This is a genomic window from Streptomyces sp. NPDC104106 (assembly GCF_055584345.1).
The window spans coordinates 1-26,986 of the sequence record NZ_JBVJMF010000024.1 but is presented as its reverse complement, the minus strand read 5'-3'; the positions used below and the strand labels follow the sequence as shown (position 1 = coordinate 26,986).

Below are 26,986 nucleotides of genomic sequence, written 5' to 3'. Positions count from 1 at the left end.
GTTGCCTGAGCATCATGTGCGGTGGGCAGTTGACAAACTCCCCCGAGGAGCGTCCCGCTCTGGTATGAAGCCTCGTACGACAGACCGATAACCGGTCGTACCGGTCTGACGGACGCGATCGGCAAGCCGGGTGCGGTTACGCAGAGTGGCGGCATTGGCCTTGGGTTTCGGTGCGGGGATGCGGGCCGGCCCGCGCGGACGGGGGGCGGGCGTCCGCCCGTGGTGCCGTGCCGGGCGGCGCGAGGCGCAGCGGCCGGGCCGGGGCGGTGTCGCGACGGCGAGGCGCGGGACAGGACGCGCGGAGACACACGCCGGCCGCGCGGGAGGAGCCCGTCGTGCTCCTCCCGCGCGGCCGACGGACGGCGTCGGGGCGCGTCAGCCCCGCGCGGGCGGCTCGGCCACCAGGGCTCCGACCGAGCGCCAGGTCCGGCGCTCGGTGCCCGCGACGCCCCGCCACCAGGCCTCCGCCGGGAGCTTGCCCGCCGGTTCGAAGGGCTCGCCGGGCCGGGGCAGGGCCACCGCCTGGCCGACCTCCTCGGCCGCCTCCTTGGTCCACTCCCCCGGCTCCGCCCACGCGTGCGGGGCGAGGTTGAAGGTGCCCCAGTGGATCGGCAGCAGCGCGCCGTGCGGTGCGCCGCCCTGCAGGTCCAGGTGGGCGCGCAGGCCTTCGTCGGGACGCATGTGGATGTCGGGCCAGAAGTCGCTGTACGCGCCAATCTGGATCATCGTGGCGTCGAACGGGCCGTGGGCGGCGCCGATGTCCTTGAAGCCCTCGAAATAGCCGGTGTCGCCGCTGTGGTAGATCCGGTGCTCCTCACCGGCGACGGCCCAGGAGGCCCAGAGGGTGTGCTGGGTGTTGCGCAGGGCGCGGCCGCAGAAGTGGCGGGCCGGGGTGGCGGTGAGGGTGAGGCCGCCCACCCTGGTCGACTCGTGCCAGTCCAACTCCCGCAGCCGGTCCGGGGAGACGCCCCAGTGTTCGAGATGGGCGCCGACGCCGAGGGGCACGGCGAACAGGGTGCCGGTGCCGGCCAGCGCCTTGATCGTGGGCAGGTCGAGGTGGTCGTAGTGGTCGTGCGAGATGACCACCACGTCGACCGGGCCGAGCGCGGCGAGCGGCAGCGGCACGGGGTGCAGCCGCCGGGGACCGGCGAACGGGAAGGGGGAGCAGCGCTCGCCCCAGACCGGGTCGAACAGGACCCGGTGGCCGTCGATCTCCGCGAGCACGCTGGAGTGGCCCATCCAGGTCAGCCGCAGCCCCGTGGCGGGCGGCTTGGCCAGGTCGGCGAAGGTCGTGGGATACACCGGGACGGTGCCCTTGGGGGCGCGCAGCGGCCGCGTCTCCTTGTCGAAGAACACCTTCGCGAAGTCCAGCGTGGAGCCGGAGGGCCGGGTACGCGCGGTGCCGCCGGGGTTCTGGAAGACGCCGTCCTTGAAGTGGGGTGAGCGGCGGATGCGTGCCATGCGCTCACCGCCCGGGTCCGCGCCGAAGGCCTCCGGCCGCAGCGCGCGCAGGCCGCAGATCGCGGAACGCAAACCGGTCACGGTACCTCCCGGTGGAGTGGGTGAGGTTCCCCATTATGGTCGGCGCCTCCGACAACCCGGGGGGCACGGGGGGCCAGTGCGGCACCGGCCGGGATCACCGGGCCAGCAGACCCGCAACTCCGTGGAGACCTCAGGTGATTCCGGTCGTACCGGTGGCGCGAGCCCCCGGTACGACCGGACTGTTTCGGCGCTGCCCATGACAACGGACTAGGGTGACCGCGTGGCGAGAGTGCGGTTGAGCGTGGCCGAGCGGCGGGAGGAGCTGTTGCGGGCCGCCATCGGGCAGATCGAGGCGCGGGGCGTGGCGGCGGTCAGGATCGCCGACGTGGCCGCGACGCTCGGGGTGAGCAGCGCGCTGGTGCTGTACCACTTCTCGACCAAGGAGAAGCTGGTCGCCGCGGCGTTCGCCTACGCGGCCGAGGACGATCTCGCGCACCTGCGCACGCTGCTGGGGCGGCGTACGTCCGCGCTGCGCCGGTTGCGCGCGGCGGTGCGGTGGTACGCGCCGACGGGTCAGGCCAAGGGCTGGCGGCTGTGGATCGAGGGCTGGGCCGTCGCGCTGCGCGAACCCGCGCTGCGGGACGTCACCCGGAACCTGGACAAGCAGTGGAAGGCGGCGATCACCGAGGTGATCGCCGAGGGCGTCGCGGCGGGCGAGTTCGCGTGTGCCGACCCGGCCGGCGCCGCCCTGCGGCTGACCGCGCTGCTGGACGGACTGGCGGTGCAGCTGACCTCGTATCCGGGCGCCGTACCGCGGGCCCGGGCACAGCAGTGGGTGGACGACGCCCTTGCCCGCGAACTGGAGCTGCCCACAACGGCGTTGGCCGAACGCTAGTGCCCCGGGCAGGCATCGTTTGCCCGTCGAGGAGCGGCGTCCGGTGCGTGCTGTCGGCGTGCCGGCCGGAAGTCCTCGTACTGGGCGTACTCGGGCTTTCGGCCGGTGCGGCGAGTGGGGGCACCTCCCGCGCAGCGGGGGAGCGTGCCGGGCGTCGCGACGGGGCGGACGCTGCCTGTTGGGGCACTAGCGACGCCCGGCCCACGTGCACAGCGGACGGGCGCGGGCCGCGGGGCGGAAGAACGCGGACGAGACGGCGGACGGGCGCGAGCCGCGCCGCGGACGCACCCGAGCCGCACCGCAGCCCACCCGACCGGGGCCGGCCCGGCCGGGAACCGACTCAAGCACGACTCACTCGGCCACGACCCACTCGACCGCGAGCCACGCGACCAGGGCCGCTCGACAGTGACCGGCCCGACCGCGGCCGCTCGCACCCCTGCGTCTCGCCCCTCGGCGACCTGCTTGCGACTCGCCACCTCCGGCAGCACCCCCTGGCACCACAACCTCTTCGCGGCGCCACGCGGTACCGGACGCTGACGCCCCTGCCCCGCCTCGCCGAACCGGTGCGGGCGGGGCGGGAACCGGGGGCGTCAGGCCACGGAGGCGATGCGGTGCTTGATGTCGTCCGGGGACAGGGTGCCCTTCGCCGTCACGTGGTCGCCGGAGGACTCGCCGCGCAGTCGGCGGCCGATCCACGGGACGAGGTACTCGCGGGCCCAGTGAACGTCGTCGCGGCGGATCTCCAGGGTGCCCCGGGGCGGCAGCGGCGGCCACGGCTGCTCCGGGTCGGCCGGGATGTCCAGGCCGAGCACCTGGCCGGCGCGCAGGGCCACGCGCGTGTGCCCCTCGGGCGACAGGTGGAGCCGGTCCCCGTCCCACGCCCTGCGGTCCTGCACGGACTTCAGGGACCACAGGTCGAGCACCGGGCAGCCGTACCGGTCGGCGATGGCGCGCACATGGCCGTTGTACGTCGCGATCTTGCCGCGCAGATGCTTGAGCACCGGTACGCCCCGGGTGTCGAAGCCGGTCGTCACCATCACCGTGCCCGCGACCTCGGCCAGCCGGGCCACGGCCCGCTCGAAGCGCTCGGCCACCTCGTCCGGATCGGTGCCCGGGCGGATGATGTCGTTGCCGCCCGCGCAGAAGGAGACCAGGTCCGGGGCGAGTTCGACGGCCTTCGGGAGCTGGTCCTCCACGATCTGGTCGAGGAGCTTCCCGCGGACCGCGAGGTTGGTGTACTTGAAGTCGCCCTCGGGGCACCGGTCGGCGAGCAGGACCGCGAACCTGTCAGCCCAGCCCACGAAGGCCCCGTCGGGGCCGGGATCGCCGACGCCCTCGGTGAAGCTGTCCCCCACCGCCACGTACGACCCGATCACTGATCTGTTGTCATTCTTCGAATCGTCTGCCACGTCGGACCATGATTCCTTTTCGGATGTGACCTACGCGACCGTAGGAAGGGGTTGACGAACGGTGAGAATTGCCACTCCAAAAGAATTTGCCATTCAGGAATAGACCGGCCGTCAGGCGCGTTGAGCGTGCGACGGCCACACCCTGAAGCCCGTCACCCTGAAGTGGCTCCACACGGTCCGGAAGGCGAAGTACCCGGCGGTGGACGCGTGCGGGTCCCGGTAGTCGAACACCGGGCGGCCGTTGTTCCACCACTGCACGAGCGAGCCGTCCGAGACGATCCGCACATGGTTGGGCCGGTTCGGGACGAGCAGCGGTCCGGTGCAGTCGTAGACGAGCGGGCGGACACCGGGCTCCCCGACGTAGCGGCGCAGCCGGGTCGTGGTGTTGCCGTTGGCGCCGTAGCCCGCGTAGTACGTCGCGAGGTAGTCGTACTCGGCCAGGGCGCCGCCGCGGCGGGTGGCGAAGAGGTCGTCCGGGGAGCGGGCGTCGGTGGCATTTTAGAAGTTGTTCAGGTCCGAGACGCGGTCGTTGGGCCCGCCTTCCGACACCGCGGGCGGCGGTGACACTGCCCCCGTCCTGCAGTTCTGTCACCCACCGACCGAGACCGTGCCGGAAGTCGTCATGGGCGAGGAGGCGACGGCGGCGCGGCTCGGCTTCGGCGGGGGCGGGGGTGAGCGCGGCGAGAGCCGCCGAGGCGGCGACGGCGGTGAACGCCCGGAGGGTGGTCGTCATGGGCGGGACTCCTTGCGGAGGGTCAGGGGTGGGCCGACAGCAGACACACGGAAAGCGCTTGCCATGCGCCCGGCGACCACTGTGGCCCCAGCACACTCCCTCTGGCGACACCCCGAGCGCGTCCGCCATGTGACCGCAACACACGGCGAACGGGGGCGCGATGGTGGCCCCCCGGACGACGCGCGTGCGGCACACCGATACCGATCGCCGGCGCTCCGCGTGAACCGAGGTGCCGGAACGCTCAGGCGCGTCGCAGCCGGAACACCGTCGCGTCCAGGTCGCCCTTGAGCCCGGTGCGCAGTCCGTGGTGCATCAGCACGGCCCCGCGGTGCACGTCGCCGGTGTCGCGGCATGCGTACGAGGCGGTCGGGTCGAGGCCGCGCAGCCGCAGCGCCGGCACCGGCTCTCCGTAGCTCTGCGCCTGCAGCCAGGCGAGGACCACCACCTCCTCGCCCCGGACGTACTGGACGGCGCTCAGAGCGCCGGCCGGGGGCCGCAGCCGGTACAGCTCGCCGTGCTGGACGATCGGCCGGATCTCCTTGTACAGGTCCACCCAGCGCCGCGCCTCGGCCAGTTCCTCGCCGCTCCACTCGGTGAGGTCGCCACCGACGCCGAGTACGCCCGCCATGGCACTGACGAACCGGAAGCGCAGGGTACTGGCCCGGCCGTTGAGCTGGGTGTTCGGGCTGTCGGTGACCCAGGCGGCCATGACGCGGGCGGGATGGATCTGGCTGAAGCCGTGCTGGATGGCGAGCCGGTCGAGGGGGTCGGTGTTGTCGGATGTCCACACCTGGTCCGTGCGGCTGAGCACTCCGAGGTCGATCCGGCCGCCGCCGCCCGAGCAGGACTCGAACGCGACACCGGGGTGAGCCGCCCGCAGCCGGTCCAGCAGCGCGTACAGGGCGCGGACGTGGTCCACCCACAGCCGCTGCGGGTAGGCCTCGCCGGGCCAGCCGGCGTCGGTGAAGCAGCGGTTGAAGTCCCACTTCACGTAGTCGACCGGGGCGCTGGACAGGAGGGCGTCCAACTGGTCCCACAGGTACTGCTGGACGTCCTCGCGGGCGAGGTTGAGGACGAGCTGGTTGCGCAGTTCCGTCCGTGTGCGTCCGGGCTGGTGCTGCACCCAGTCCGGGTGCGCGCGGTACAGGTCGCTGTCGGGGTTGACCATCTCCGGCTCGACCCAGATGCCGAACTGCATCCCGAGGTTGTGCACCTGGTCGGCCAGCGGCTTGAGGCCCTGCGGGAAGCGGCGGGGATTGGGCGTCCAGTCGCCGAGCCCGGCACGGTCGCTGGTGCGGGCGCCGAACCAGCCGTCGTCCACCACGAACAGCTCGACCCCGATCTCGGCGGCCCGGCGGGCGAGGGCGAGCTGCTGTTCCTCGGAGATGTCGAAGTTCGTCGCCTCCCAGGAGTTGAACAGCACCGGCCGGTCCCGCTCCGCGTCCGGGATGACGTGCGCGCGCTGGTACGCGTGCCAGGCGCGGCTCGCGCCGCCGAAGCCGGCGTCGCTCCACAGGCCCGCGAAGACGGGGGTGGTGTACGACTCCCCCGGCCGCAGGAGCAGCAGCCCGGAGTCGTCGTGGCCCGCGCCGCCCGTGATCTGCACGCGCGCGTCCGGGAGTTGGGCGACCGCGATCCGCCAGGAGCCGGACCAGCCGAGTGCGCAGCCGTAGACCTCCCCCCGCTCCTCGGTGGCGTCGGTGTCCAGGGCCACCCAGGGCAGGTGCTGGTGGCCGGTGTGGCCGCGGCGGCTGCCGATGACCTTCTCGCCGTAGGTGAGGGGGGCGGTGGTGAGCCGGGACTCGGCGGCCCAGCGGCCGTGCAGCTGGGACAGCCGCCAGCCCTCGCGGTCGGGCAGCGTCCAGGTGGCCGCGTCGGCCCGCAGCAGCTCCACGCGCGCGTGCCCGCCGTTCTCCACGCTCACCCAGCGTTCCACGACATCGCCGCGCATCCGGTAGTGCAGGTCGATCAGGATCCCGTCGTCCGCGAAGCGCAGCCGCAGCCCGCCCTCCTCGACGTCGGTGTCGTACGACACGAAACGCCACTCGGTGCCGCGGCGCTCCTCGGTGCGCACGGACAGGGCGGGGCGGACGAAACGGGGGCCGCCCTCGACGGGATACTCCTCGCGGCCGTCGAGCGGGGACTCGAAGGGCCAGTAGCCGGGCAGCGGGTCCCGCGCCAGGGCCTCGGCGTCCGCGAGGGCGATCCGCGGACCCCAGTGGAGGTGGAGCAGCTCGTCGGCACCGGTGAGATGCAGGGCGTAACTGCTGTGGGGCCCCGAGAGGAGCCAGGTACGACCGTCTTCGGCGATGTCCAGCACGTAAGACCTCACAGGTGCCAACAGATGCGCTCAACAACCGACATCATCGAGTGCCCGGCCCCTGGTGACAATGCCTGTGGACCACGGGTTTCCGCGCCTGTGGACAACTCCTTGCCTCGGGAAACCGATGTCGTATGGTCGACTGAGCGCCCGCCGACGACCCGCGACGGCGGGGCCCGACCGGGAGGAGCCCCCCGTGACGCAACAGGTCCCGTCGACCGAGCCCGAGCTGGACGGCGTGCGCAATTTCCGTGACGTGGGCGGACTGCCGACCGCGGACGGGCGCCGGGTGCGCCACGGCATGCTGTTCCGCAGCGGGCATCTGGCGCACGCGACCGAGAGCGACACGGCCTTCCTCGCTTCCCTGGGCCTGCACACGATCTTCGACTTCCGCAACGCGGCCGACCAGAAGCTGGAGGGCCCGGACGTCACGCTGCCGGGCGTGCGGAACGTGAACCTGCCGCTGAGCGACCCGGCCGACGGCGCCGAGTTCTGGACGATGGTCCGCGACGGCGACCTCGACCAGCTGCGCGGGATCCTCGGCGACGGCCAGGGCGCGGCCCGGATGACCGCCTCGTACCGGAAGATCGTCAAGGAGCGCACCGCCGAGCACTCCCGGGTGCTGCACTCACTCGTCGAGGACAGCGTGCCCGCGCTCATGCACTGCGCGGCCGGCAAGGACCGCGCGGGCATCTCCATAGCCGTGACGCTCCTGGCCCTCGGCGTGGAGCGGGACGCGATCGTGGCCGACTACCTGGAGTCCAACGCCAAGCACCGCCGCTACCGGGTCCGGCGCAGCGGCAGCGCCGACACGGCCTACACCCCGGAGGTGATGGAGCTGCTCAGCCCGCTCTTCGACGCCCGCGCGGAGTACCTGCAGGCGGCGTTCGACAGCATCGAGGAGACCTGGGGCGGGGTCGAGACCTACCTGGAGCGGGGCCTCGCGCTCACCTCCGCGCACCGCGACCGGCTGCGCGAGCGCCTGCTGGACTGACCGGCCTGCCCCTCTGCGCCCGGCGCCGCCGCCCGGTCATCCCTTGCCGCCGAGCGCGAAGAGCAGGTAGAGGAACGCGGCCAGGAGATGGCCGACGGCGATGTAGATGATCAGGCGGATCCACAGGGATCGGGGGAACTTGGTCTCCAGGTCGCTCATGGCAGCTCTCCGGTGAACGGGCCCAGGCACAGCGCGGCCATGGGGCTCTGCAGCAGGGTGTGGACGAACAGCAGCTCGACGCCGTCCTGGTCCTCGGCGGCGAGGCGGTGCGGGGTGAGCGAGTCGAAGTGGGCGCTGTCGCCGGGCGCGAGCAGATGCGCGGTGTCGCCGAGGCGCAGGCGCAGGCGGCCCCTGAGGACATGGAGCCACTCCTCACCGGGGTGTACGCGCACGATGTCGCCCTGCGAGCCGTACGGCACCCGCACCCTCAGGGCCTGCATGCCCCGGCCGGACGCCCCGGCCTGGAAGTACGTCCAGCCGCCCGCGCGCGTCGGCTCCATGTCGTCGGCCCGGACGATCGCGTCCCGGTCGGCCACCGTCTCGCCGAGCAGGTCGGAGACCGTCGTACCGTAGATGCGCGCGAGGGCGAGCAGCATCGGCAGGGAGGGCTGGCGCTGCCCGGTCTCCAGCCGCGACAGATGGGCAGGCGAGAGCCCGGCGGCGCGGGCCGCGGCCTCCAGGGTGAGACCGGCGCGCCGGCGCAGCGCCCGCAGTTGCGGCGCGACGGCGGGCAGCGCGCCGCCCGGCTCCGCCGGCGGCCCGGCGTCTGAGGCGTTCATGCCTCCATTCAGCCGGAGTTTTGCCTTTATGGCAATTCCCTTGCCTCTGAGGCAAACCTCGATCTGGCCCGGTCGGCAGCGGGTGTTCGCCCTGCGGGCGGCTCTCGCTGCTACGCTCGCCCCAGTCTTGAACGCGTTCATAAAACGGGGGCCGCATCATGTCCGCGTCGGGCACACCCCGTCCGACCGGCTCGCCCGCCGCGGCGCTCGGCCCGCTGTCCGCCACCCTCGGGGCCGTCGCGGCCGCGAGCGTGTGTCCGGCGCTCACTTTTCTCCTGCTGCCCTGGGGTGTGCTCGCCGGCGCTTTCGCCGTGACGTTCGGCTGTACGGGAATCCACTACGCCGGCCGCGGGCACGGCCGGCTGTGGACCTCGGCGGCGGGGACCGCCCTGGGCGCGGCCGGGCTCGGCGCCTTGCTCCTCCTTCTCGCGCTGATGTCCTAGGCGCCCGTGCCGCTCAGCGGTTCGCCACCGCCTGCTTGATCAGGGTCTTGCCGAAGTCCCACATCAGGCCGCCGCCGCTGTGCGCGTCGTCCATGACGGCGGTGAAGGCGTCCATGAACCGGTCGACGTCGGCCGTGTCGAGGACCAGTGGCGGAATCAGCTTGATCACCTCCAGGTGGTCGCCGGAGACCTGGGTGAGGATCCGGTGCCGCTGGAGCAGCGGCACGACGACCATCTGCGCGAACAGCCCCTTGCGGGCCGCCTGGAGCATGGTCCAGCGGCTGCGCAGCTTCAGCGAGGTGGGCCTGCCGAACTCGATGCCGATCATCAGGCCGCGGCCGCGGACGTCGGCGAGCAGCTCGTACGTGTCGATCAGCGCGGTCAGCCGGGACTTCAGCAGCTCGCCCGTGGTGCGCACGTTCGCCACGATCTGCTCGTTCTCCATGACCGACAGCACCGCGAGGCCGCACGCCATCGCCTGGGCGTTGGAGCCGAAGCTCGCCGAGTGGACCAGGACGCGGTCCATCGAGGAGTAGACCTTCTTGAAGATCCAGTCCTTGCCCACGGTGGCGCTGACCGGGACGTAGCCACCGGAGAGCGCCTTCGAGACGCACACCAGGTCGGGTTCCACTCCGTCCTCGTGCTGGTAGGCGTAGAAGTCGCCGGTGCGGCCGAGGCCGGTCTGCACCTCGTCGGCGATGAGCAGCGCCTTGTGCCGGTGCAGCAGCTCCTGCGCCGCGCGCAGATAGCCCGGCGGTGCCTCGTGCACGCCCTTGCCCTGGATCGGCTCGACGATCAGGGCGGCGACGTCGCCCTTCTTCAACTCCCGGGCCAGGGCGTCGAGATCGCCGAGAGGTACGGCGGTGTCGGGCAGCAGCGGGGCGAAGCCGTCGCGGAAGCCGCCTTCGCCGTTGACCGACAGCGAGCCGGTGGTCAGACCGTGGAAGGCGTGGTCGCAGTACAGGATCCGCGGCTTGCCGGTGGCGTACCGGGCGAACTTCAGCGCGGTCTCCACCGCCTCCGTACCGCTGTTGCCGAAGAACACCCGGTCCAGGTGCGGGCTGTGCCCGAGCAGCCGCTCGGCGAGCAGACCGGGCAGCGGCTGGCAGTCGAAGCGGGTGAGGTCGGCGAGGTCGAGGTCGAGGACGTCGTGCAGCGCCTTGCGGACGACCGGGTGGTGACGGCCGAGGCCCATGACCCCGAACCCGGCGAGCATGTCCAGGTAGTCGTTGCCGTCCGCGTCGTAGAAGTGCGCGCCCTCGGCCCGTTCGTAGACCTTGTCGAAGCCGATGGTGTGCAGCATGCGCGGGAGCTGCGGGTTGAGGTGCCTGGTGTGCAGCTCGTAGCGTTCGGCTCCGCGCTCGGCGAGCAGGGCGCCGAGGTCGAACTCCGTGCTCATTCCTTCTCCTTGTCAACGCCCCGCGGGAGCGCGGCGCGTCCGGTCGCGCCCCCGGCGTCCCGCACCGCGAGGGACGCGCCGATCCGCCCGGCGATCTCGACGGGGGTGAGTCCGATGTCGGCCAGCACCTCGCTGCGTTTGGCGTGCGCGAGGAACTGCTCCGGGATGCCGAACCGCCGTACCGGCACGTCCACGTCGGCGTCGCCGAGGGCAAGGGCGACGGCCGAACCGACGCCCGCGGCACGGCTGTTGTCCTCCACGACGGCCACCATCCGGTGTGCGGCGGCGAGGTGGGGCAGGGCGGGGTCGACGGGCTTGACCCAACGGGGGTCGACCACCGTGCAGTTGACACCGCGCGCCTGGAGCAGATCGGCGGCCTGCAGGCACACCGGCGCCATCACGCCGACGGCGACGAGCAGCACGTCGGGGTGCTCGGTGCGGTGCAGCACGTCCATGCCGCCGACGCGGTCGAGCGCCGGGATGTCCGGGCCGACCGACTCCTTCGGATAGCGCAGCAGCGTGGGAGCGTCGTCCACGGCGACGGCCTCGCGCAGCTGGGCGCGCAGCTGGCCGGCGTCGCGCGGCGCGGCGATCCTGAGACCCGGTACGACCTGGAGGACCGACATGTCCCACATGCCGTTGTGCGAGGCGCCGTCCACGCCGGTGACACCGGCCCGGTCGAGCACGAAGGTGACCCCGCAGCGGTGCAGGGCGACGTCCATGAGCAGCTGGTCGAAGGCGCGGTTGAGGAAGGTGGCGTAGACGGCGAAGACCGGGTGCAGACCACCGGTCGCGAGGCCGGCCGCCGACACGGCCGCGTGCTGCTCGGCGATGCCCACGTCCCACACCCGGTCGGGGAAGCGCTCGGCGAACTCGGCGAGTCCGACCGGGTGCAGCATGGCCGCGGTGATGGCGACGACGTCGTCCCGCTCCTCGCCGATCCTCACCATCTCGTCGCCGAACACCGAGGTCCAGGACGGGCCGCGGGACGGCGCGAGGGGCTCGCAGGTGAGCGGGTCCATCACGCCGACGGTGTGGAAGTGGTCCTCCTCGTGGGCGAGGGCGGGCTCGTAGCCGCGGCCCTTCTCGGTCAGGCAGTGCACCAGGACCGGGCCGTGGAAGCGCTTCGCGCGGCGCAGCGCCGACTCGACGGCCTTGATGTCATGGCCGTCGATCGGGCCGACGTACTTCAGGCCCAGGTCCTCGAACATGCCCTGCGGGGCGAAGGCGTCCTTGAAGCCCTTCTTCGCGCCGTGCAGGGACTCGTAGACGGTGCTGCCGACGACCGGGGTCCTCAGCAGGACCTCCTTGCCCCAGGCGAGGACCTTCTCGTAGCCGTCCGTCGTGCGCAGGGTGGCGAGGTGGTTGGCGAGCCCGCCGATGGTGGGGCCGTAGGAGCGCTCGTTGTCGTTGACGACGATGATCAGCGGGCGGTCCTTGGCGGCCGCGATGTTGTTCAGCGCCTCCCAGGCCATGCCGCCGGTCAGCGCCCCGTCGCCGATGACCGCGACCACATGGCCCTTCTCCCCCTGCACCTGGCGGGCCTTGGCGAGGCCGTCGGCCCAGCCGAGCGCGGTGGAGGCGTGGCTGTTCTCGATGACGTCGTGCTCGGACTCCTCACGCGAGGGATAGCCGGACAGGCCGCCCTTGCCGCGCAGCTTGGAGAAGTCCTGACGGCCGGTCAGCAACTTGTGTACGTAACTCTGGTGGCCGGTGTCCCACAGGATCCGGTCGACCGGTGACTCGAAGACCCGGTGGAGCGCGACGGACAGCTCCACCACACCCAGATTGGGTCCGAGATGACCGCCGGTCCGCGAGACCGCCTGCACCAGGAAGTCGCGTATCTCTTGGGACAGTTCACCGAGTTCCGCCTCGGACAGCGCCTTCAGGTCGCGTGGTCCCCGGATGGTCTCCAGAATGGTCACGCTCGGCCCCCTCTCGGTCCGTGCCTTGCCTCAATTCGACTGGTCTGCGGGGCTCGTCCGTTCGGCGAGCTTCATGGCCTCCTCGATGAGGGTCTGAACGATCTTGGACTCGGGGACGGTCTTGACGACCTCGCCCTTCACGAAGATCTGCCCCTTTCCGTTGCCCGAGGCAACCCCGAGGTCGGCCTCGCGGGCCTCGCCCGGACCGTTGACCACACATCCCATCACCGCCACCCGGAGCGGCACCTCCATGCCGTCCAGCCCCGCCGTGACCTCCTCGGCGAGCTTGTACACATCCACCTGGGCCCGGCCGCAGGACGGACAGGAGACGATCTCCAGGCGCCGCTGCCGCAGGCCCAGGGATTCGAGGATCTGGATCCCGACCTTGACCTCCTGCGCCGGCGGCGCGCTCAGCGACACCCGGATGGTGTCGCCGATGCCCCGGGACAGCAGCGCGCCGAACGCGACGGCCGACTTGATCGTGCCCTGGAACTCCGGGCCGGCCTCCGTGACCCCCAGGTGCAGGGGGTAGTCGCAACTCTCGGCGAGCTGACGGTAGGCCTCGATCATCACGACCGGGTCGTTGTGCTTGACGGAGATCTTGATGTCGCGGAAGTCGTGCTCCTCGAAGAGGGACGCCTCCCACAGCGCGCTCTCGACCAGCGCCTCGGGCGTCGCCCTGCCGTGCTTCTGCAGCAACCGCCGGTCCAGGGAACCGGCGTTGACCCCGATCCGGACCGGCGTGCCGTGGTCCTTGGCGGTCCGCGCGATCTCCTTGACCTGGTCGTCGAACTTCTTGATGTTGCCCGGGTTCACGCGGACCGCGGCACAGCCGGCCTCGATCGCGGCGAACACGTACTTCGGCTGGAAGTGGATGTCCGCGATCACCGGTATCTGGGACTTCCGCGCGATCGTGGCGAGGGCGTCCGCGTCGTCCTGCGTGGGGCAGGCGACACGGACGATCTGGCAGCCGGAGGCGGTGAGCTCCGCGATCTGCTGGAGGGTGGCGCCGATGTCCGACGTACGGGTCGTCGTCATCGACTGCACCGACACCGGGGCTCCGCCCCCGACCGCCACCGGCCCGACGTGGATCTGCCGCGACGTGCGCCGCGGCGCGACCGGCCGGGCCGGTACCTGGGGGACCCCCAAGGGAACGGCGGCCATGGCGTCAGCCCTGCTTCCCGCTCGACATCGTCTCGCGCGCGGCCCGCAGCGACTCCTTCAGGGAACCCATCGTGGCGAGCACGGCGGTCGGCTCGTAACCGCAGTGGGCCATGCAGTTGGCGCAGCGCGGGTCCTTGCCGCGGCCGTACTTGTCCCAGTCGGTCTCCTCGACCAGTTCGCGGTACGTGGACACGTAGCCGTCGCTCATCAGGTAGCAGGGCTTCTGCCAGCCGAAGAGGGAGTAGCTCGGGATCGCCCACGCCGTGCAGGGGAAGTCGACCTTGCCCTCCAGGAAGTCCAGGAAGAGCGGGCTCTGGTTCAGGCGCCACTTCTTGCGGTTGCCGCCCGCGAAGGCCTTCCGGAACAGCTCGCGGGTCTGCTGCACCCCGAGGAAGTGTTCCTGGTCGGGCGCCTTCTCGTAGGCGTAGGCGGGCGAGAGCATCATCTCGTCCACCTTCAGGTCGTCGTTGAGGTAGTTGAGCACCTCGACGACGGTCTGCGGGGTGTCGGTGTTGAAGAAGGTCGAGTTGGTGGTCACCCGGAAGCCGCGCCGCTTGGCCTCCTTGATGGCCTCCACCGCCTCGTCGAAGGTGCCCTCCTTCGCCACCGAGGCGTCGTGCCGCTCACGCAGCCCGTCGATGTGCACGGCCCACGCGAAGTAGGGCGAGGGCTTGAACTTGTCCATCTTCTTGCGCATGAGAAGGGCGTTCGTGCACAGGAACACGAACTTCTTCTTCGCGACCAACTGCCGGACGATCTCGTCGATCTGAGGGTGCATCAGCGGCTCGCCGCCGGCGATGGACACCATCGGCGCGCCGGACTCCAGCACCGCGCCCACGGCCTGGGCGACCGGCATGCGCTGCTTGAGGACGCCCGCCGGGTGCTGGATCTTGCCGCAGCCCTCGCACTTGAGGTTGCACGCGAACAGCGGCTCCAATTCGACCAGCAGGGCGAACTTGTCCCGCTTCTTGAGCTTCTGTTCGAGCAGATAGGTAGCGACCTTGACGGTCTGACGCAACGGCATGGCCATCTGGCTCACCTCCGGGGGAGCAGCAAAGAACGGTGCCATTCGAAAAATGCGGGAAGTACACAACGAAGAACGCGGAAGGCCGATATGCCCCCGCGCAGTGTGCCGATCCGGACCAGCTCGTGCTCCGGGGCGTCCACGACCACCCGCACGGCCGCGACCGGACGCTCGCCCGCGCGGACGGCGGTGCGGAGCGTGGCCGCCGACTCCATGTCGACCGCGATCGCACCGGTCGCGAGCAGCTCGGAGCGCTCGGGGCCGCGCACGACGTGGTCGGAGCCGGTGAGCGGCCCGGTGTGGACCGTGCGCCCGGGCAGCAGGCGCACGAGTTCCTTGACCAGCAGTTCGGTCGCCACGCAGCCGACGGCGCCGCGCGGGTCCCGGGTCTCCTCGGCGACGACCAGGTCGCCGGGGTGCATGCCGGGCGCGAGCCCGGCACAGAATCCGGTGGCGAGCACGGCCGCGTCGGCGAACGCCGGCACGGCGAGCCGCCGGGTGAGGGAGCGTTCCGCCGCGCGGGGACCCATCCCCGTGCGCAGCAGGGTGACCGGCCCGTCCGCCCCGTTCCGGTCGCCGGTGCGCAGGGCGAGGTGCTCGATGCCGAGCGCGCAGGCGATCAGCAGCGGGGCCGGGGCGGGCCGGGTGCCCACCTCAGCTCACCCTGGCCTCGGCGAGAGGAGTCTGCCCCTCGGCGAGAGGCTTTTTGGCCAGCAGGCGGCGCTCGAAGGGGTCGCCGTGCAGGTACCGGCCGAGCGCGGTGAGCGGGAAGACCTGCCGGTACAGGTGGTAGTTGATGGAGAAGTCCCAGGGGAAACCGGTGCCGGTGAAGTACGGCTCGTCCCAACTGCCGTCCTCACGCTGGGTGTCGGCCAGCCACCGCACGCCGCGCTCGACGGCCTTGGAGTCCTTCTCGCCCGCCGCGAGCAGCGCCATCAGCGCCCACGCGGTCTGCGAGGCGGTGGAGGCGCCCCGGCCGCTCCACTCCTTGGCGTACTTGTAGGAGCGCAGGTCCTCGCCCCAGCCGCCGTCGTCGTTCTGGACCCTCTCCAGCCAGGCGACGGCCCGGCGGATCGCCGGGTGGGAGCCGGGCAGTCCGGCCGCGGTCAGCGCGGGCACGACCGAGCCTGTGCCGTAGATGTAGTTGACGCCCCAGCGGCCGAACCACGAGCCGTCCGGCTCCTGTTCGGCGAGCAGCCAGTCGATGCCGCGCCGGGTGCGCGGGTCGTGGGCGAGCCCTTCGGCGGCGAGCATCTCCACCACGTGCGCGGTGACGTCCGCCGACGGCGGGTCGATGACCTCGCCGAAGTCGCAGAACGGCAGCCGGTTGGGGAACGGACTGGTGTTGTCGACGTCGAAGGCGCCCCAGGCCCCGTTCCTGGACTGCATCCCGAGGTTCCAGCGCACCGCGCGCCCGATGGCCTTGTCCACCCGCTCGGGGTCGTGGTGGCGGACGCGGCGCAGCGCGAGCGCGACCTCGGCGGTGTCGTCGATGTCCGGGTAGTTGTCGTTGTGGAACTCGAACGCCCAGCCGCCCGGCGGCAGTTGGGGACGACGTACGGCCCAGTCGCCGGGCCGGACGATCTCCTCGCCGAGCATCCAGTCGGCCGCCTTGACCAGTTGCGGGTGATCGACCGGGAGCCCCGCGTCGACCAGCGCGATGGTGGCGAGGCAGGTGTCCCACACCGGGGACTGGCAGGCCTCGATCATCCGCGCGCCGTCCTCGCGCCAGACGGCGAAACGGTCCAGCGAGGCGATGCCCTCGCGCAGCACCGGGTGCTGAAGGTCGTAGCCCAGCAGGTGCAGGGCGATGACCGAGTACACGGCCGGGGGCTGGATGCCGCCCCAGCAGCCGTCGTTCTCCTGCCGCTCGATGATCCAGCGGGCCGCGCTGTTCATCGCGGCTCTGCGCAGCCGGCGCACGGCGACGGCGCGGTAGCCGCGGACCACCTTGTCGAGCCGCTGGAAGATCCCGTCCCAGGTCGTCACGGGGGCGAGCGGCTGGGGCGGGTTGGGGTTCGCCGGGTCGGTGTGCAGCTCCTCCAGCGCGAAGGGCGCCGGACGCACCGGGCGCTTGGCGGAGACGACGGTGAGCGGCACGATGGTCTGCCGCGCCCAGCACCCGAAGTTGTAGATGTTGAGCGGGAACCAGGTGGGGAAGTAGATCAGCTCCGGCGGGAGTTCGGGCAGGTCCTCCCACTTCCACCAGCCGAACAGGGCGAGCCAGATCCGGGTGAAGACGCGGGAGGCGGCGATGCCGCCGCGCTCGCGGACCCAGGCGGAGGCCTTCGCCATGTGCGGGGCGTCGGGCGCGTCACCGGCCAGCCGGAGGGCGACGTACGCCTCGACGGTGGTGGACAGTTCGCCGGGCCCGCCGTAGAAGGTGGCCCAGGTGCCGTCCTCGCGCTGCTCGCCGCGGATGAACTTCGCGGCGGCCTGCGCGGTCTCGTCGTCCAGGATGCCGAGGAACTGGCGGAGCAGCAGGTCCTCGGCGTCCATGGTGACGTTGGTCTCCAGGTCGCCCTTCCACCAGCCCTGGGCGTCCTGCCGCGCGAGCAGGAAGTCGGTGGCGCGCCGGGCGGCGCGTGCGGCGGCTTCGTGCACCCCGGCCGCCTCGGGGGTGGTGATGGTGGTGTCGCTGGCCGCGGCCGCGCGGGACGGCGAGGTCGCCCCGGTGCTTCCGTCGGTCGTCGCTGTCATGGCTTCCCCTTCGTGCAGTCGTGCGAGTCGTGCTGCTGTGGGTCCGCCGTCGGCCGGTGTCGTTCGCGTCTGCGAGGCACCGGCCGGCGACTACGCGAGGCTTATCGAGCCGATAATGATCATCTCTTTCGTACGACGACGAAGTCGGCGAGCGCCGCGAAGGCGTCCCGGACCCGGCCGGGCATGTCGACGGCGTCGAGGGCTTGGATGGCGATGGTGTGCTGACGGCGCGCCTCGTCGGCCGTCCAGGCGCGGCCGCCGGCCTCCTCGATCAGGGCCGCGCGGGCCGCGAACTCCTCCTCGGAGAAGTTCTCGAAGTCGCTGCTCTTGGCGTCCGCGGCGAGCATCTCGCCGAGTTTGTCGGAGGCGGAGCCGCCGGCCGCGAGCGCGGCGACGACCGGCAGGGACTTCTTGCGCTGGCGCAGATCGCTCCAGGTCTGCTTGCCGGTGGCCTCCGGGTCGCCCCAGATGCCGAGCAGGTCGTCGACGGCCTGGAAGGCGAGGCCGAGGTGGTAGCCGTACTTCTCCAGGGCGTCCGCGGTCCTGTCGTCCGCGCCGCCGAGCACCGCGCCGATGGAACTGGAGGCGGCGAGCAGCGCGCCGGTCTTGTTGCCCTCCATCTCCAGGCACTCCTCGACGCTGACGCGGTCGCGGTGTTCGTAGGAGATGTCCTGCGCCTGACCGTCGATCAGGGCGCGGGTGGCGGAGGTCAGCCGGCGCGTGGCGCGGCCGGCCTCCACGGTGCCGAGCTCCAGCAGGATCTCGTTGGCGAGCGCGAACAGGGCGTCGCCGACCAGGATGGCCTGGGCGGGACCGTGCACCTTCCAGACGGTGTCACGGTGCCGGCGCTGTTCGTCGCCGTCCATCAGGTCGTCGTGCAACAGCGAGAAGTTGTGGACGAGTTCGACGGCGACGGCCCCCGGGACGCCCACCTCGGGTGCGGCGCCGGTGACCTCGGCGGAGAGTACGGCGAGGGCGGGCCGGACGGCCTTGCCGCCGTCGCCGTCGGCGGGGTTGCCGGCCGCGTCGATCCAGCCGAAGTGGTAGGCGGCGACGGTGTCCATGGGAGGCGCCAGGCGGTCGACGGCCGTACGCAGGACCGGTGTGGCCAGGGTCCGGCCGCGCTCCAGCAGCGCGGTCACGTCCACCGCGGTCCTCCGAGCGGGTGTCGAGGCCGGGGGCACAGTGGGCACAGTCTCTCCTCTTGTTGCGGTACCGGGGGTGCGGGGGCCTGCCGCGTGCTCGTCGAGCATCAGGCCGCCTCCTCGAACGCGAAGAGACGGCGGGGGCGGGGCCGGCCCAGGGCGTCGAGCGCGGCGCCGGCCGCGCTCACACCGCTGCGGACCGCACTCTCCATGGTCGCGGGCCACCCGGTGGCGGTCCACGCTCCGGCCAGGTACAGGCCGGGGGCCTTGGTGCGGGCGCCGGGCCGCAGCCGTCCGACGCCGGGGGTGGGGGCGAACGTCGCCGCGCGCTCCCGGGTTACGAAGAAGTCCTTCACCACGGCGCCGCGTGTACCCGGAATCAGCCGCTCCAACTCTGGCAGATAGCGCTCGCGCAGTTCGGCGACCGGGAGGTCGATCTCGTCCTGCGCGGCCGACTGCGACAGCGCCAGGTACTGCCCGTGCCCGAGCCCGGAGGCCTCCGTGCGGTCGAAGACCCACTGCACGGGAGTGCCGAGGGCGGCGAAGAAGGGGCGGGCGAGCACCTTGCGGTCGTAGACGACGTGCACGTTGAGGATCGGCGCGGTGCCGATGCGCAGCAGTTGCTCGGGGGCGTCGAGGGCGCCGGGCGGCAGCAGGTCGTGGGCCTCGCGCTGGGGTACGGCGAGGACGACCGCGTCCGTACGCAGTGTCTCGCCGGGAACCTGAACGCTCCACGTCCCGCTCTCGTTGATGGAGACGGAGGTGACGCGTGTACGGACCTCGGTACGGACCCCCGCGGAGTCGAGCGCCTTGCGGGCCAGCCGGTCGTGCAGTTCGCCCAGGGGGACGCGGGCCCAGCCGATGTCGGCCGCGCCCGGGTCGGACAGCAGACCGGTCTTGAACACCATCGCGGCGAGTCCCAGCGAGGCGTCGCCCGCGACCGCGTTGAGGGTGGCGACCCCGACCAGGTCCCACAGGGCCTCGACGGCGCGCGCCGACTGGCCGTGCGCGGCCAGCCAGCTGCCGAAGTCCTGGGCGTCAAGGGCGGGATCGGCGAGGTCGAGCCCCTTGAGCGCGAGCGCGGCCCGCCCCACGGCGGCACGCTCGGCGAGCGAGAGATGCGGATACGTGGCGAGGCTGCGTCCCAGATGGAGCGGGACGGGCAGCGCGTCGCGCCGCAGTCTGCCGAGCCGGCTGCCCTCGGGCCGGGCGACGTCGACGACGGGCACGTCCAGGCGGTCCTGCAGCGGTGCCAGCGCCGTGCCCTCGATCCGGTCGAGGAACGAGCGGTAGGCGGTGCAGCAGCGCAGGTACACGTGCTGGCCGTTGTCGACGGTCAGTTCGCCGCGCTGGAAGGAGAAGGCGAGGCCGCCGAGCCTCGGCCTGCCTTCGAGCAGAGTGACGCGGACGCCCGCGTCCGCAAGGGCGAGCGCGGCGGTGATGCCCGCCAGTCCGCCGCCGACCACGACGGCGCTGCGGCCTGCCGCGGCTTCGGCCTCCGCCGTGTCAGCGTGCGCCTGCGCGGGGCGCGAGCCGTCGCTCATCGTCGTGCGTCCTTCCGTGCATGCGCTCCGCGGGGAGTGCCGTGACGGGCCGTCGGCCGTCCACAGGTCCGTCGTGGCCGGGCGCGCCCACGCGGCCGCAGCCGCATACCGGACACCGCCCCGCGCCCCTTCGGGGCGCGTGCGTGCAGGTTGAACGGTGCACGGTCGGCCGTCGCATTCTGGGACGCCACGCCGCAGCGGAGGGTTGCCTGCGGCATGTCTCCTGGTTCGGTGAGGTCCATCAGGCGCGCCTCCTGACGGACCGCGGAGCGACATGGCGGGTCACGTTCCGGGTGTCGAGCCCGGACAGGCCGCGCACGGCGACGTAGGCCTTCTCGCGTCCCGGCAGCGAGACCCGGCCGCGCAGCACCGCCTCGGGATCGCGCTCGATGCGGTCCAGCAGCCTGCGGTAGATCCCGGCCATGGCGGCCACGCACGCGCCGCTGCGCCGGTCGAGCATGGGCAGCAGCCGGTAGCCCTCGGCGAACAGGGCGCGGGCCCGCCGCACTTCGAAGTGCACGAGGCCCGCGAAGTCGGAGCCCTCCGGTGGCGTCGGCCCGTCGAACCCGGCCGAGCAGCCGAACTTGGCCAGGTCGTCGGCGGGCAGATAGGTACGGCCGCCCTGGGCGTCCTCGCGGACGTCTCTGAGGATGTTGGTGAGCTGCAGGGCGAGGCCCAGCGTGTCGGCGTACTCGGAGGCGCGTTCGGCGCCGCGCGCCCCCGGCTCGGTGCCGAACACACCGAGCGAGAGGCGGCCGATGGCACCGGCCACACACCGGCAGTAGACCTTCAGGTCGTCCCAGCTCTCGTACGTCTGTCCGCGCACGTCCATCTGGACGCCGTCGATCAGCTCGTCCAGACCGCCGAGCGGGATCGGGAAGGCGCGCGCGGCATGGTCGAGGGCGACGGCCACCGGGTCGGTGTCGTCCTCGGCGACCTCGCCGGCGCGGACCCGGGCGAGCAGGGCCCTGGTGTCCTCCAGGCGGGTGAGCTTGGTCTCGCCGGGCAGGTCGCCGTCGCCGATGTCGTCCACCCGCCGCGAGAAGGCGTACAGCGCCGACATGGCGCGGCGCTTGGGCGTGGGCAGCAGCCGGATGCCGTACGCGAAGTTACGGGCCTGCTGCCCGGTGACGGCCTCGCAGTAGCTGTAGGCGGCGAGTACCGGCGCGGACACGTGCGACGGAGACTCCACGGTCCGTTTCACCCCTCTCCTCGCAGGATCACGCCCGCCTCACGCAGCAACTGGACCTTGCCGGGTCTGGGCGGGCCGGGAAGTACGTCGTATTCGGCGGCGGCGATCGCCCGGATCGCCGCCCTTCCCCCCGCCACGAACCCTGCGAGCAGCAGCTTCAACCTGCCGTGGACGCTACCCACCAGGGGGGCGCCTTCATTCAGCAGATCGCGGGCGCGTTGTGCTTCGTATGCAACCAGGGCGCGCACCGATGCGCCCGCGGTTTTCGCGCCAAGATCCGCTTCCCGCACGTGAAAGCGCTTCATATCCGCGGCGGGGAGGTAGATCCGGTCCCGGCCGAGGTCCTCGGCGACGTCCTGGAGGTGCTCGACGATCTGCAGCGCGGTGCAGATGGCGTCGGAGAGGCGGATCCGCTCGGGGGTCGAGGTGCCGGTGACGCCGAGCACGAGACGGCCGACGGGGTTGGCGGACAGTTCGCAGTAGGCGAGCAGGTCGTCGTAGGTCTCGTACCGGCTGACGAGCTGGTCCTGGCGGTTGGCGGCGATCAGGCCGAGGAAGGGTTCGGGGGTCAGGCCGCGGCGGCGGACGGTGGGCTGCAGGCGGCGCAGCAGCGGATGGCGCGGGGTGCCGTCGAAGACGCGGCGCAGGTCCGCCTCGAAGGCGTCGAGCAGGACCAGGCGGTCCTCGGCAGCGGCGGGCGACACGCCGAGCAGACGGGCGTCGGCGCCGCCGGGGGCGAGGTCGCCGTCGCCGATGTCGTCGACGAGACGGGCGAAGCCGTAGACGGCCATGAGGTCGTCGCGCCAGGCCCGCGGCAGGAAGAAGGGGGCCACGGGGAAGTTCTCGCTCGCCGCCTTGTCCAGGGTGGCGCGTTCCAGGCCGGGCGCCGTCTCGGTGGCCGTCATCGGTCGCTGCCCGGGGCGGGGACGGCACATGCTGCGTTGAGCTGGGGAGTCTCCGTAGCCATTGCCGTCACATCTCCCGTTCTACACTGCCGACCCAATACACACTATTTCGGACACGCCGCCCGGCATTCCGCGGGGTGCCATGGCGTAGGGTGTCGCGCAATATCGCCCCACTTGCCGCTTTCCGGCACCGGTACAGCTTACGTTGTACAACGCATCGAGGTTCGTCGGGGTGTCCTGCACATCACAACAACACACCGATTGGCGTCAAGATTCCTTGCGCCAGCCCGAGTTGACGTTTCCTTTGCGTGGGGCGGGGCCCGGTCGGCGAACGCCGCCGCGCCCCTGGCCGAAAACCGGCTACTTGCCCGTGAACTTCTCGTACTCCCTGAGCACCTCGTCGGTCGGCCCGTCCATCCGCAGCTCGCCGCGTTCCAGCCACAGGACGCGGTTACAGGTGTCACGGATGGACTTGTTGTTGTGGCTGACCAGAAAGACGGTTCCGGCTTCCTTGCGCAGCTCCCGGATGCGCTCTTCGGAACGCTTCTGGAACTTGCGGTCACCGGTGGCGAGGGCCTCGTCGATCATGAGGACGTCGTGGTCCTTGGCGGCGGCGATGGAAAACCGCAGCCGGGCAGCCATGCCGGAGGAGTACGTGCGCATCGGCAGGGTGATGAAGTCGCCCTTCTCGTTGATGCCCGAGAAGTCGACGATCTCCTCGTAACGCGCCTTGATCTGCTCCCGCGACATGCCCATGGCGAGACCGCCCAGGATGACGTTGCGCTCGCCGGTGAGGTCGTTCATCAGTGCGGCGTTGACGCCCAGCAGCGAGGGCTGGCCGTCGGTGTAGACCCTGCCGCGCTCCGCGGGCAGCAGACCGGCGATGGCCCGCAGCAGCGTGGACTTGCCCGAGCCGTTGGAGCCGATCAGGCCGATCGCCTCGCCCCGGTAGGCGACGAAGGACACCCCGCGCACCGCGTGCACCTTGCGCACGCCCCGCGCCGCGTCGTCCTTGCCGCGCCTCAGGATCCGGCTGAGCGCGGCCGTCGCGCTGCCCCGGCCTGATCCGCCGCCGTTGACGCGGTAGACGATGTGCAGGTCGTCCGCGATGACGGTGGGCCGGCGCTCGCCCGGTGCGCTCGACTGCTCAGCCACGGCCGTACCTCTCCTCCGCCTTCCAGAAGTAGACGAACCCGCCGGCGAACACGGCCACCGCCCAGAACAGCGCGATCGCCCACACGTGCGGCGGCAGGTTCTCGGCGCCGTAGCCGTCGATGAGCGCGTAGCGCATCAGGTCCATGTAGAGGGCGGCCGGGTTGACCTGGAGCAGCCGGACCGCCAGCTCGGAGCGGCCCTCCATCATCTTGTGGATGGAGAACATCACGCCCGAGGTGTACATCCAGGTGCGCAGGACGAACGGCATCAGCTGGGCCAGGTCGGGCGTCCTGGCGCCCATGCGGGCCACGATCAGCGCTAGCCCGGTGTTGAACAGGAACTGCAGCACCAGGACCGGCACGATCAGCAGCCAGGCCGGACCGGGGTAGCTGCCGAACCCGATCGCCACGACGAACATCACGATCATCGAGAAGAGCAGCTGCTGGAGCTGCTGGAGCGAGAAGGAGATCGGCAGCGAGGCGCGCGGGAAATGCAGGGCGCGCACCAGGCCGAGGTTGCCGGAGATCGCCCGGACACCCGACATGACCGAACTCTGCGTGAAGGTGAACACGAACACGCCCGTGACCAGGAACGGGATGTAGACGTCCTGGGACAGACCGCGGCTCGCGTGCAGGATGACGCCGAAGATGAAGTAGTACACGCCCGCGTTCAGCAGCGGGGTCGCCACCTGCCAGAGCTGGCCGAGCTTGGCCTGGCTGTACTGCGCCGTCAGCTTCGCCCGGGAGAACGCGAGGATGAAGTGGCGTCTGCCCCACAGCTGACGGACGTACTGGGCGAGCGAGGGACGGGCGCCGCTGACGGCGAGCCCGTGCCTGGCGGCCAGCTGCGCGGCCGTGGGCCCCTCGTCGGGCGGCGGTGTCGCGTGCACCGCGACACCGCCGTCTTGGGTTGTGTGACTCACGAGTGGGAATCCGGAATCTCTCGGTAAGAAGCTTGCTCTCTTCAGGTAAGAGAAGCTTCTCAGATCACCGGAGGCCGGCCCAGCCGGGTCAGCCGCCACACCGTGCGCCAGCGCATGGGACGGCGCGGGCCGCACGCGGTGGTCCAGCCCTCCTTGAAGCCGCCGAACCAGGCCTTCAGGGCCGGTGCGGACGGGCGGCGCAGCAGCGTGAGCAGCAGCCAGACGCCGAGATAGACGGGGACGAGGAGCGCGGGCAGGTTGCGGCGGGCCAGCCAGACGCGGTTGCGGGCGACCATGCGGTGGTAGACCGCGTGCCGCGAGGGCGCCGTCGTCGGGTGGTAAAGGACCATGTCCGACCGGTAGTCGATCATCCAGCCGGCGTCCAGGGCCCGCCAGGCCAGGTCGGTCTCCTCGTGGGCGTAGAAGAACTCGCCCGGCAGGGTGCCGGCCTCGGCGAAGACACGGGTGCGCACGGCGTTGGCGCCGCCGAGGAAGGTGGTGACGCGCGAGGAGCGCATCGGGTCGGAGGCGCGCAGCCGGGGCACGTGGCGGCGCTGGGTCTCGCCGGTGTCAGGGTCGGCGATGCGGAAGCTGATGATGCCGAGCTTCGGGTCGGCCTGGAACGCCTCACGGCACAGCTGGGCGGTGTCGTGCCGGGCGAGCAGGCCGTCGTCGTCGAGGAACAGCAGGATGTCGACGTCGCGGCCGCTGGGCCCGAAGGCCTCTATGCCGACGTTGCGGCCGCCGGGGATGCCCAGGTTCTCGGGCAGCTCGATCGTCCGGACGCCCTCGGGGACGTCCGGGACGGGCGAGCCATTGCCCACGACGACCACCTCGACCGGGTCGCCGTCCTGCCCCGCGACCGAGTCGAGCAGGGCCCGCAGCTCCTCGGGCCGGTTGCCCATGGTGATGACGACGGCGCCGACCTTCACGGCGCTCACTTCAACCTGCTGGAGGCGAGGATGGACACCAGGTGCAGCAGTGTCTGGAGCAGGGCGATGCCGGCCAGCACCGCGACACCCAGCCGGGAGAAGAACAGGTCGCCGCGCACGTGGTCGACGATCGCCAGCACCAGGATCAGCAGGGACGCCTCGATGCCGAGGATCAGCCGGTGGAACTTCAGGGCCGCGGCGGCCCGGCGGGCCAGCGCCATGCCGGAGGAGCGCATCTCGGCGGCGGCCTCCTTGACCGGCGGCTTGCCGGCCTGGTGCCGGGCGACGCCGACGAGGTCGGTCTCGGCCTTGATCAGGATGGCGCCGAGGGCCGCCAGCGTGCCGAGGAAGGCCCACAGCCAGTCGATACGGCCGCTGCCCCACAGGTCGGCGGCGCGCAGCCCGAAGCCGGTGAGCACCGCGGCGTCGGTCAGATAGGCGCCGACCCGGTCCAGGTAGACACCGCTGAGCGAGTACTGCTTCTTCCAGCGCGCGATCTCGCCGTCGACGCAGTCCAGCAGCAGGTACATCTGGACGCAGACCACGCCGAGCACGGCGCCCCAGATCCCGGGTACCAGGAGTGCCGGGGCCGCGAGGGCGCCGAAGACGGTCATCAGGTACGTGAGCTGGTTGGGCGTGACCCGGGTGTTCACCAGGTAGCGGTCGACCCGCAGGGACACCTCGCGCATGTAGAGGCGTCCCATCCAGTGCTCACCGCTGCGCCGGTCCTTCACCCCGGCGGGGTGGACGACCGGACGGAGTTCAGCTACCGATGGCCTTGACATAGTCGGCGTAGGAGTCCTTGATCTGGTTCGGCTTGAGTTCGAGGTGTTCGAGGATCGTGTAGCGGCCCGGCCGGGTCTCGGGGGCGAACTCCACGGCGCGGACGAACTCGTCCACGGTGAAGCCGATCTCCTCCGGCAGCACCGGAAGCCCGTGCCGGCGCAGCACCCCGGCCGTGTGGACGGCCTCCTCGTGGGCCCCGCGCAGGTACATCGCGAAGGCCGCGCCGAGCCCGCACTGTTCGCCGTGGGCGGCGGCCCGCTTGGGGAACAGCAGGTCGAAGGCGTGGTTGATCTCGTGGCAGGAACCGGAGGACGGGCGGGAGTCGCCGGAGATCGACATCGAGATACCGCTGAGGACCAGCGCCTCGGCGAGCACCTGGAGGAAGCCGTTGTCGCCGATGCCACCGGGGTGGCGCAGAACCGCCTCACCGGCCTGCCGGGCCATCGCGGCGGCGAGGCCGTCGATCTTCTCGCCGTTGACCCGGTTCGACAGCTCCCAGTCCGCGACCGCGTTGATGTTGGAGATCGCGTCGCCGATGCCGGCCCGGACGAAGCGGGCCGGGGCCTCGCGGATCACGTCCAGGTCGATGACGACCGCGATCGGGTTCGGCACGCCGTAGGAGCCGCGTCCCGCGTCGTTGTCGAGGGTGGCGACCGGCGAGCACAGACCGTCGTGCGCGAGGTTCGTCGGCACGGCGACCAGGGGCAGGCCGACGCGCGCCGCGGCGAACTTGGCGCAGTCGATGATCTTGCCGCCGCCGAGTCCGACCACCGCGTCGTAGTGGCCGGACTTCATCTCGCCGGCCAGCCGGATGGCGTCGTCGAGGGTGCCGCCACCGACCTCGTACCAGGTGGCGCCGGGCAGCGAGGGGGCGATGCGCTCGCGCAGCTTGGCGCCCGAGCCGCCGCTGACGGCGACGGCGAGCCGGCCAGACTGCGCGACGCGCTCGTCGGCGAGGACGGCGCCCAGGTCGTCCAGGGCACCCGGGCGGATGTCCACGACGACCGGCGACGGGATGAGCCGGGTCAGTAGCGGCACGCGATCTCCCGGCCCTTGGCGAGGTCGTCGTGGTTGTCGATCTCGACCCACCGGACGTCGCCGATCGGCGCCACGTCGATCCTGAAGCCCCGGTCGACCA

Annotated in this window: 23 protein-coding genes and 2 pseudogenes; 3 read left to right on the top strand and 22 right to left on the bottom strand. The window is 71.7% G+C overall.

What is annotated here, in order from left to right:
• Window positions 1-375: 375 nt before the first annotated feature.
• Window positions 376-1,542, bottom strand: coding sequence for an MBL fold metallo-hydrolase (locus ACZ60X_RS37575; protein WP_469608655.1), 1,167 nt, complete (start codon window positions 1,540-1,542; stop codon window positions 376-378).
• 220 nt (window positions 1,543-1,762) lie between these two features.
• On the opposite strand from ACZ60X_RS37575, the gene ACZ60X_RS37570 reads away from it, so the two are divergent.
• Complete coding sequence (locus tag ACZ60X_RS37570; protein WP_469608653.1) at window positions 1,763-2,377, top strand: TetR/AcrR family transcriptional regulator; 615 nt, start codon at window positions 1,763-1,765, stop codon at window positions 2,375-2,377.
• 590 nt (window positions 2,378-2,967) lie between these two features.
• On the opposite strand, the gene ACZ60X_RS37565 is transcribed toward ACZ60X_RS37570, so the two are convergent.
• The 3 genes and pseudogenes from ACZ60X_RS37565 to ACZ60X_RS37555 form a co-directional block, all read right to left on the bottom strand.
• Entirely contained in the window at window positions 2,968-3,753 is a 786-nt protein-coding gene (locus tag ACZ60X_RS37565; protein ID WP_469608929.1) for an SGNH/GDSL hydrolase family protein, read from the bottom strand.
• Window positions 3,754-3,897: 144 nt separating this feature from the next.
• Window positions 3,898-4,519 (bottom strand): annotated as a pseudogene (locus tag ACZ60X_RS37560) (DUF6250 domain-containing protein).
• A 241-nt stretch (window positions 4,520-4,760) separates the two neighbouring features.
• Window positions 4,761-6,839: an alpha-galactosidase gene (locus ACZ60X_RS37555; RefSeq protein ID WP_469608926.1), complete on the bottom strand. Its 2,079-nt coding sequence runs from the start codon at window positions 6,837-6,839 to the stop codon at window positions 4,761-4,763.
• A gap of 196 nt (window positions 6,840-7,035) precedes the next feature.
• Here ACZ60X_RS37555 and ACZ60X_RS37550 point away from each other — a divergent pair, with 196 nt between their 5' ends.
• Window positions 7,036-7,833, top strand: a complete 798-nt coding sequence (locus tag ACZ60X_RS37550) for a tyrosine-protein phosphatase (protein WP_469608650.1) — start codon at window positions 7,036-7,038, stop codon at window positions 7,831-7,833.
• Between the two features lie 36 nt (window positions 7,834-7,869).
• Here the strand turns inward: ACZ60X_RS37550 and ACZ60X_RS37545 are convergent, their stop codons facing one another.
• Together ACZ60X_RS37545 and ACZ60X_RS37540 are read right to left on the bottom strand one after the other, a co-directional pair.
• Entirely contained in the window at window positions 7,870-7,992 is a 123-nt protein-coding gene (locus ACZ60X_RS37545; protein ID WP_469608647.1) for a DUF6126 family protein, read from the bottom strand.
• The gene (locus ACZ60X_RS37540; protein ID WP_469608645.1) at window positions 7,989-8,612 is read right to left on the bottom strand and encodes a helix-turn-helix domain-containing protein; all 624 of its coding nucleotides are present in this window, start codon (window positions 8,610-8,612) and stop codon (window positions 7,989-7,991) included. Before ACZ60X_RS37540 ends, ACZ60X_RS37545 begins: the two co-directional genes overlap by 4 nt.
• A 158-nt stretch (window positions 8,613-8,770) precedes the next feature.
• Between ACZ60X_RS37540 and ACZ60X_RS37535 the strand changes: the two genes are divergently transcribed.
• The gene (locus ACZ60X_RS37535) at window positions 8,771-9,055 is read left to right on the top strand and encodes a hypothetical protein (protein ID WP_469608642.1); all 285 of its coding nucleotides are present in this window, start codon (window positions 8,771-8,773) and stop codon (window positions 9,053-9,055) included.
• Between the two features lie 13 nt (window positions 9,056-9,068).
• On the opposite strand, the gene ACZ60X_RS37530 is transcribed toward ACZ60X_RS37535, so the two are convergent.
• The 16 genes and pseudogenes from ACZ60X_RS37530 to ACZ60X_RS37455 all read right to left on the bottom strand — a co-directional run.
• Complete coding sequence (locus ACZ60X_RS37530) at window positions 9,069-10,454, bottom strand: aspartate aminotransferase family protein (protein WP_469608640.1); 1,386 nt, start codon at window positions 10,452-10,454, stop codon at window positions 9,069-9,071.
• Window positions 10,451-12,379 (bottom strand): 1-deoxy-D-xylulose-5-phosphate synthase, encoded by a 1,929-nt coding sequence (dxs, locus tag ACZ60X_RS37525; RefSeq protein ID WP_469608637.1) that lies wholly within the window; start codon window positions 12,377-12,379, stop codon window positions 10,451-10,453. Before dxs ends, ACZ60X_RS37530 begins: the two co-directional genes overlap by 4 nt.
• A 30-nt stretch (window positions 12,380-12,409) precedes the next feature.
• Window positions 12,410-13,543 carry a flavodoxin-dependent (E)-4-hydroxy-3-methylbut-2-enyl-diphosphate synthase gene (gene ispG / locus ACZ60X_RS37520; protein ID WP_469608634.1) on the bottom strand — a complete coding sequence of 378 codons (1,134 nt, stop codon included), beginning with the start codon at window positions 13,541-13,543 and terminating at the stop codon, window positions 12,410-12,412.
• A gap of 4 nt (window positions 13,544-13,547) precedes the next feature.
• The gene (gene hpnH, locus ACZ60X_RS37515) at window positions 13,548-14,573 is read right to left on the bottom strand and encodes an adenosyl-hopene transferase HpnH (protein ID WP_469608631.1); all 1,026 of its coding nucleotides are present in this window, start codon (window positions 14,571-14,573) and stop codon (window positions 13,548-13,550) included.
• A 5-nt stretch (window positions 14,574-14,578) separates the two neighbouring features.
• Window positions 14,579-15,220: a phosphorylase family protein gene (locus ACZ60X_RS37510; RefSeq protein WP_469608628.1), complete on the bottom strand. Its 642-nt coding sequence runs from the start codon at window positions 15,218-15,220 to the stop codon at window positions 14,579-14,581.
• 1 nt (window position 15,221) lies between these two features.
• A complete protein-coding gene (gene shc / locus ACZ60X_RS37505) occupies window positions 15,222-17,267 on the bottom strand; it encodes a squalene--hopene cyclase (protein ID WP_469608626.1) in 2,046 nt (681 codons plus the stop codon).
• Window positions 17,268-17,386: 119 nt separating this feature from the next.
• On the bottom strand, window positions 17,387-18,451 hold the full coding sequence (locus tag ACZ60X_RS37500; protein ID WP_469608923.1) for a polyprenyl synthetase family protein: 1,065 nt from the start codon (window positions 18,449-18,451) through the stop codon (window positions 17,387-17,389).
• 68 nt (window positions 18,452-18,519) lie between these two features.
• Complete coding sequence (gene hpnE, locus ACZ60X_RS37495) at window positions 18,520-19,956, bottom strand: hydroxysqualene dehydroxylase HpnE (protein WP_469608622.1); 1,437 nt, start codon at window positions 19,954-19,956, stop codon at window positions 18,520-18,522.
• A gap of 241 nt (window positions 19,957-20,197) precedes the next feature.
• Window positions 20,198-21,160, bottom strand: coding sequence for a presqualene diphosphate synthase HpnD (gene hpnD / locus ACZ60X_RS37490; RefSeq protein ID WP_469608620.1), 963 nt, complete (start codon window positions 21,158-21,160; stop codon window positions 20,198-20,200).
• On the bottom strand, window positions 21,157-22,053 hold the full coding sequence (gene hpnC / locus ACZ60X_RS37485) for a squalene synthase HpnC (RefSeq protein ID WP_469608617.1): 897 nt from the start codon (window positions 22,051-22,053) through the stop codon (window positions 21,157-21,159). The genes hpnD and hpnC overlap by 4 nt, the downstream gene beginning before the upstream one ends.
• Before the next feature lie 360 nt (window positions 22,054-22,413).
• Entirely contained in the window at window positions 22,414-23,208 is a 795-nt protein-coding gene (locus tag ACZ60X_RS37480) for an ABC transporter ATP-binding protein (protein WP_469608614.1), read from the bottom strand.
• On the bottom strand, window positions 23,201-24,130 hold the full coding sequence (locus ACZ60X_RS37475) for an ABC transporter permease (protein WP_469608612.1): 930 nt from the start codon (window positions 24,128-24,130) through the stop codon (window positions 23,201-23,203). The genes ACZ60X_RS37480 and ACZ60X_RS37475 overlap by 8 nt, the downstream gene beginning before the upstream one ends.
• Window positions 24,131-24,189: 59 nt before the next feature.
• A complete protein-coding gene (locus ACZ60X_RS37470; RefSeq protein ID WP_469608920.1) occupies window positions 24,190-25,062 on the bottom strand; it encodes a glycosyltransferase family 2 protein in 873 nt (290 codons plus the stop codon).
• A 5-nt stretch (window positions 25,063-25,067) separates the two neighbouring features.
• Window positions 25,068-25,847, bottom strand: a complete 780-nt coding sequence (locus tag ACZ60X_RS37465) for a CDP-alcohol phosphatidyltransferase family protein (protein ID WP_469608609.1) — start codon at window positions 25,845-25,847, stop codon at window positions 25,068-25,070.
• On the bottom strand, window positions 25,825-26,886 hold the full coding sequence (locus ACZ60X_RS37460; protein WP_469608607.1) for an iron-containing alcohol dehydrogenase family protein: 1,062 nt from the start codon (window positions 26,884-26,886) through the stop codon (window positions 25,825-25,827). The genes ACZ60X_RS37465 and ACZ60X_RS37460 overlap by 23 nt, the downstream gene beginning before the upstream one ends.
• A pseudogene (locus ACZ60X_RS37455) lies at window positions 26,874-26,986 on the bottom strand (phosphocholine cytidylyltransferase family protein); the annotation flags it as partial. The pseudogene ACZ60X_RS37455 and the gene ACZ60X_RS37460, both read right to left, overlap by 13 nt.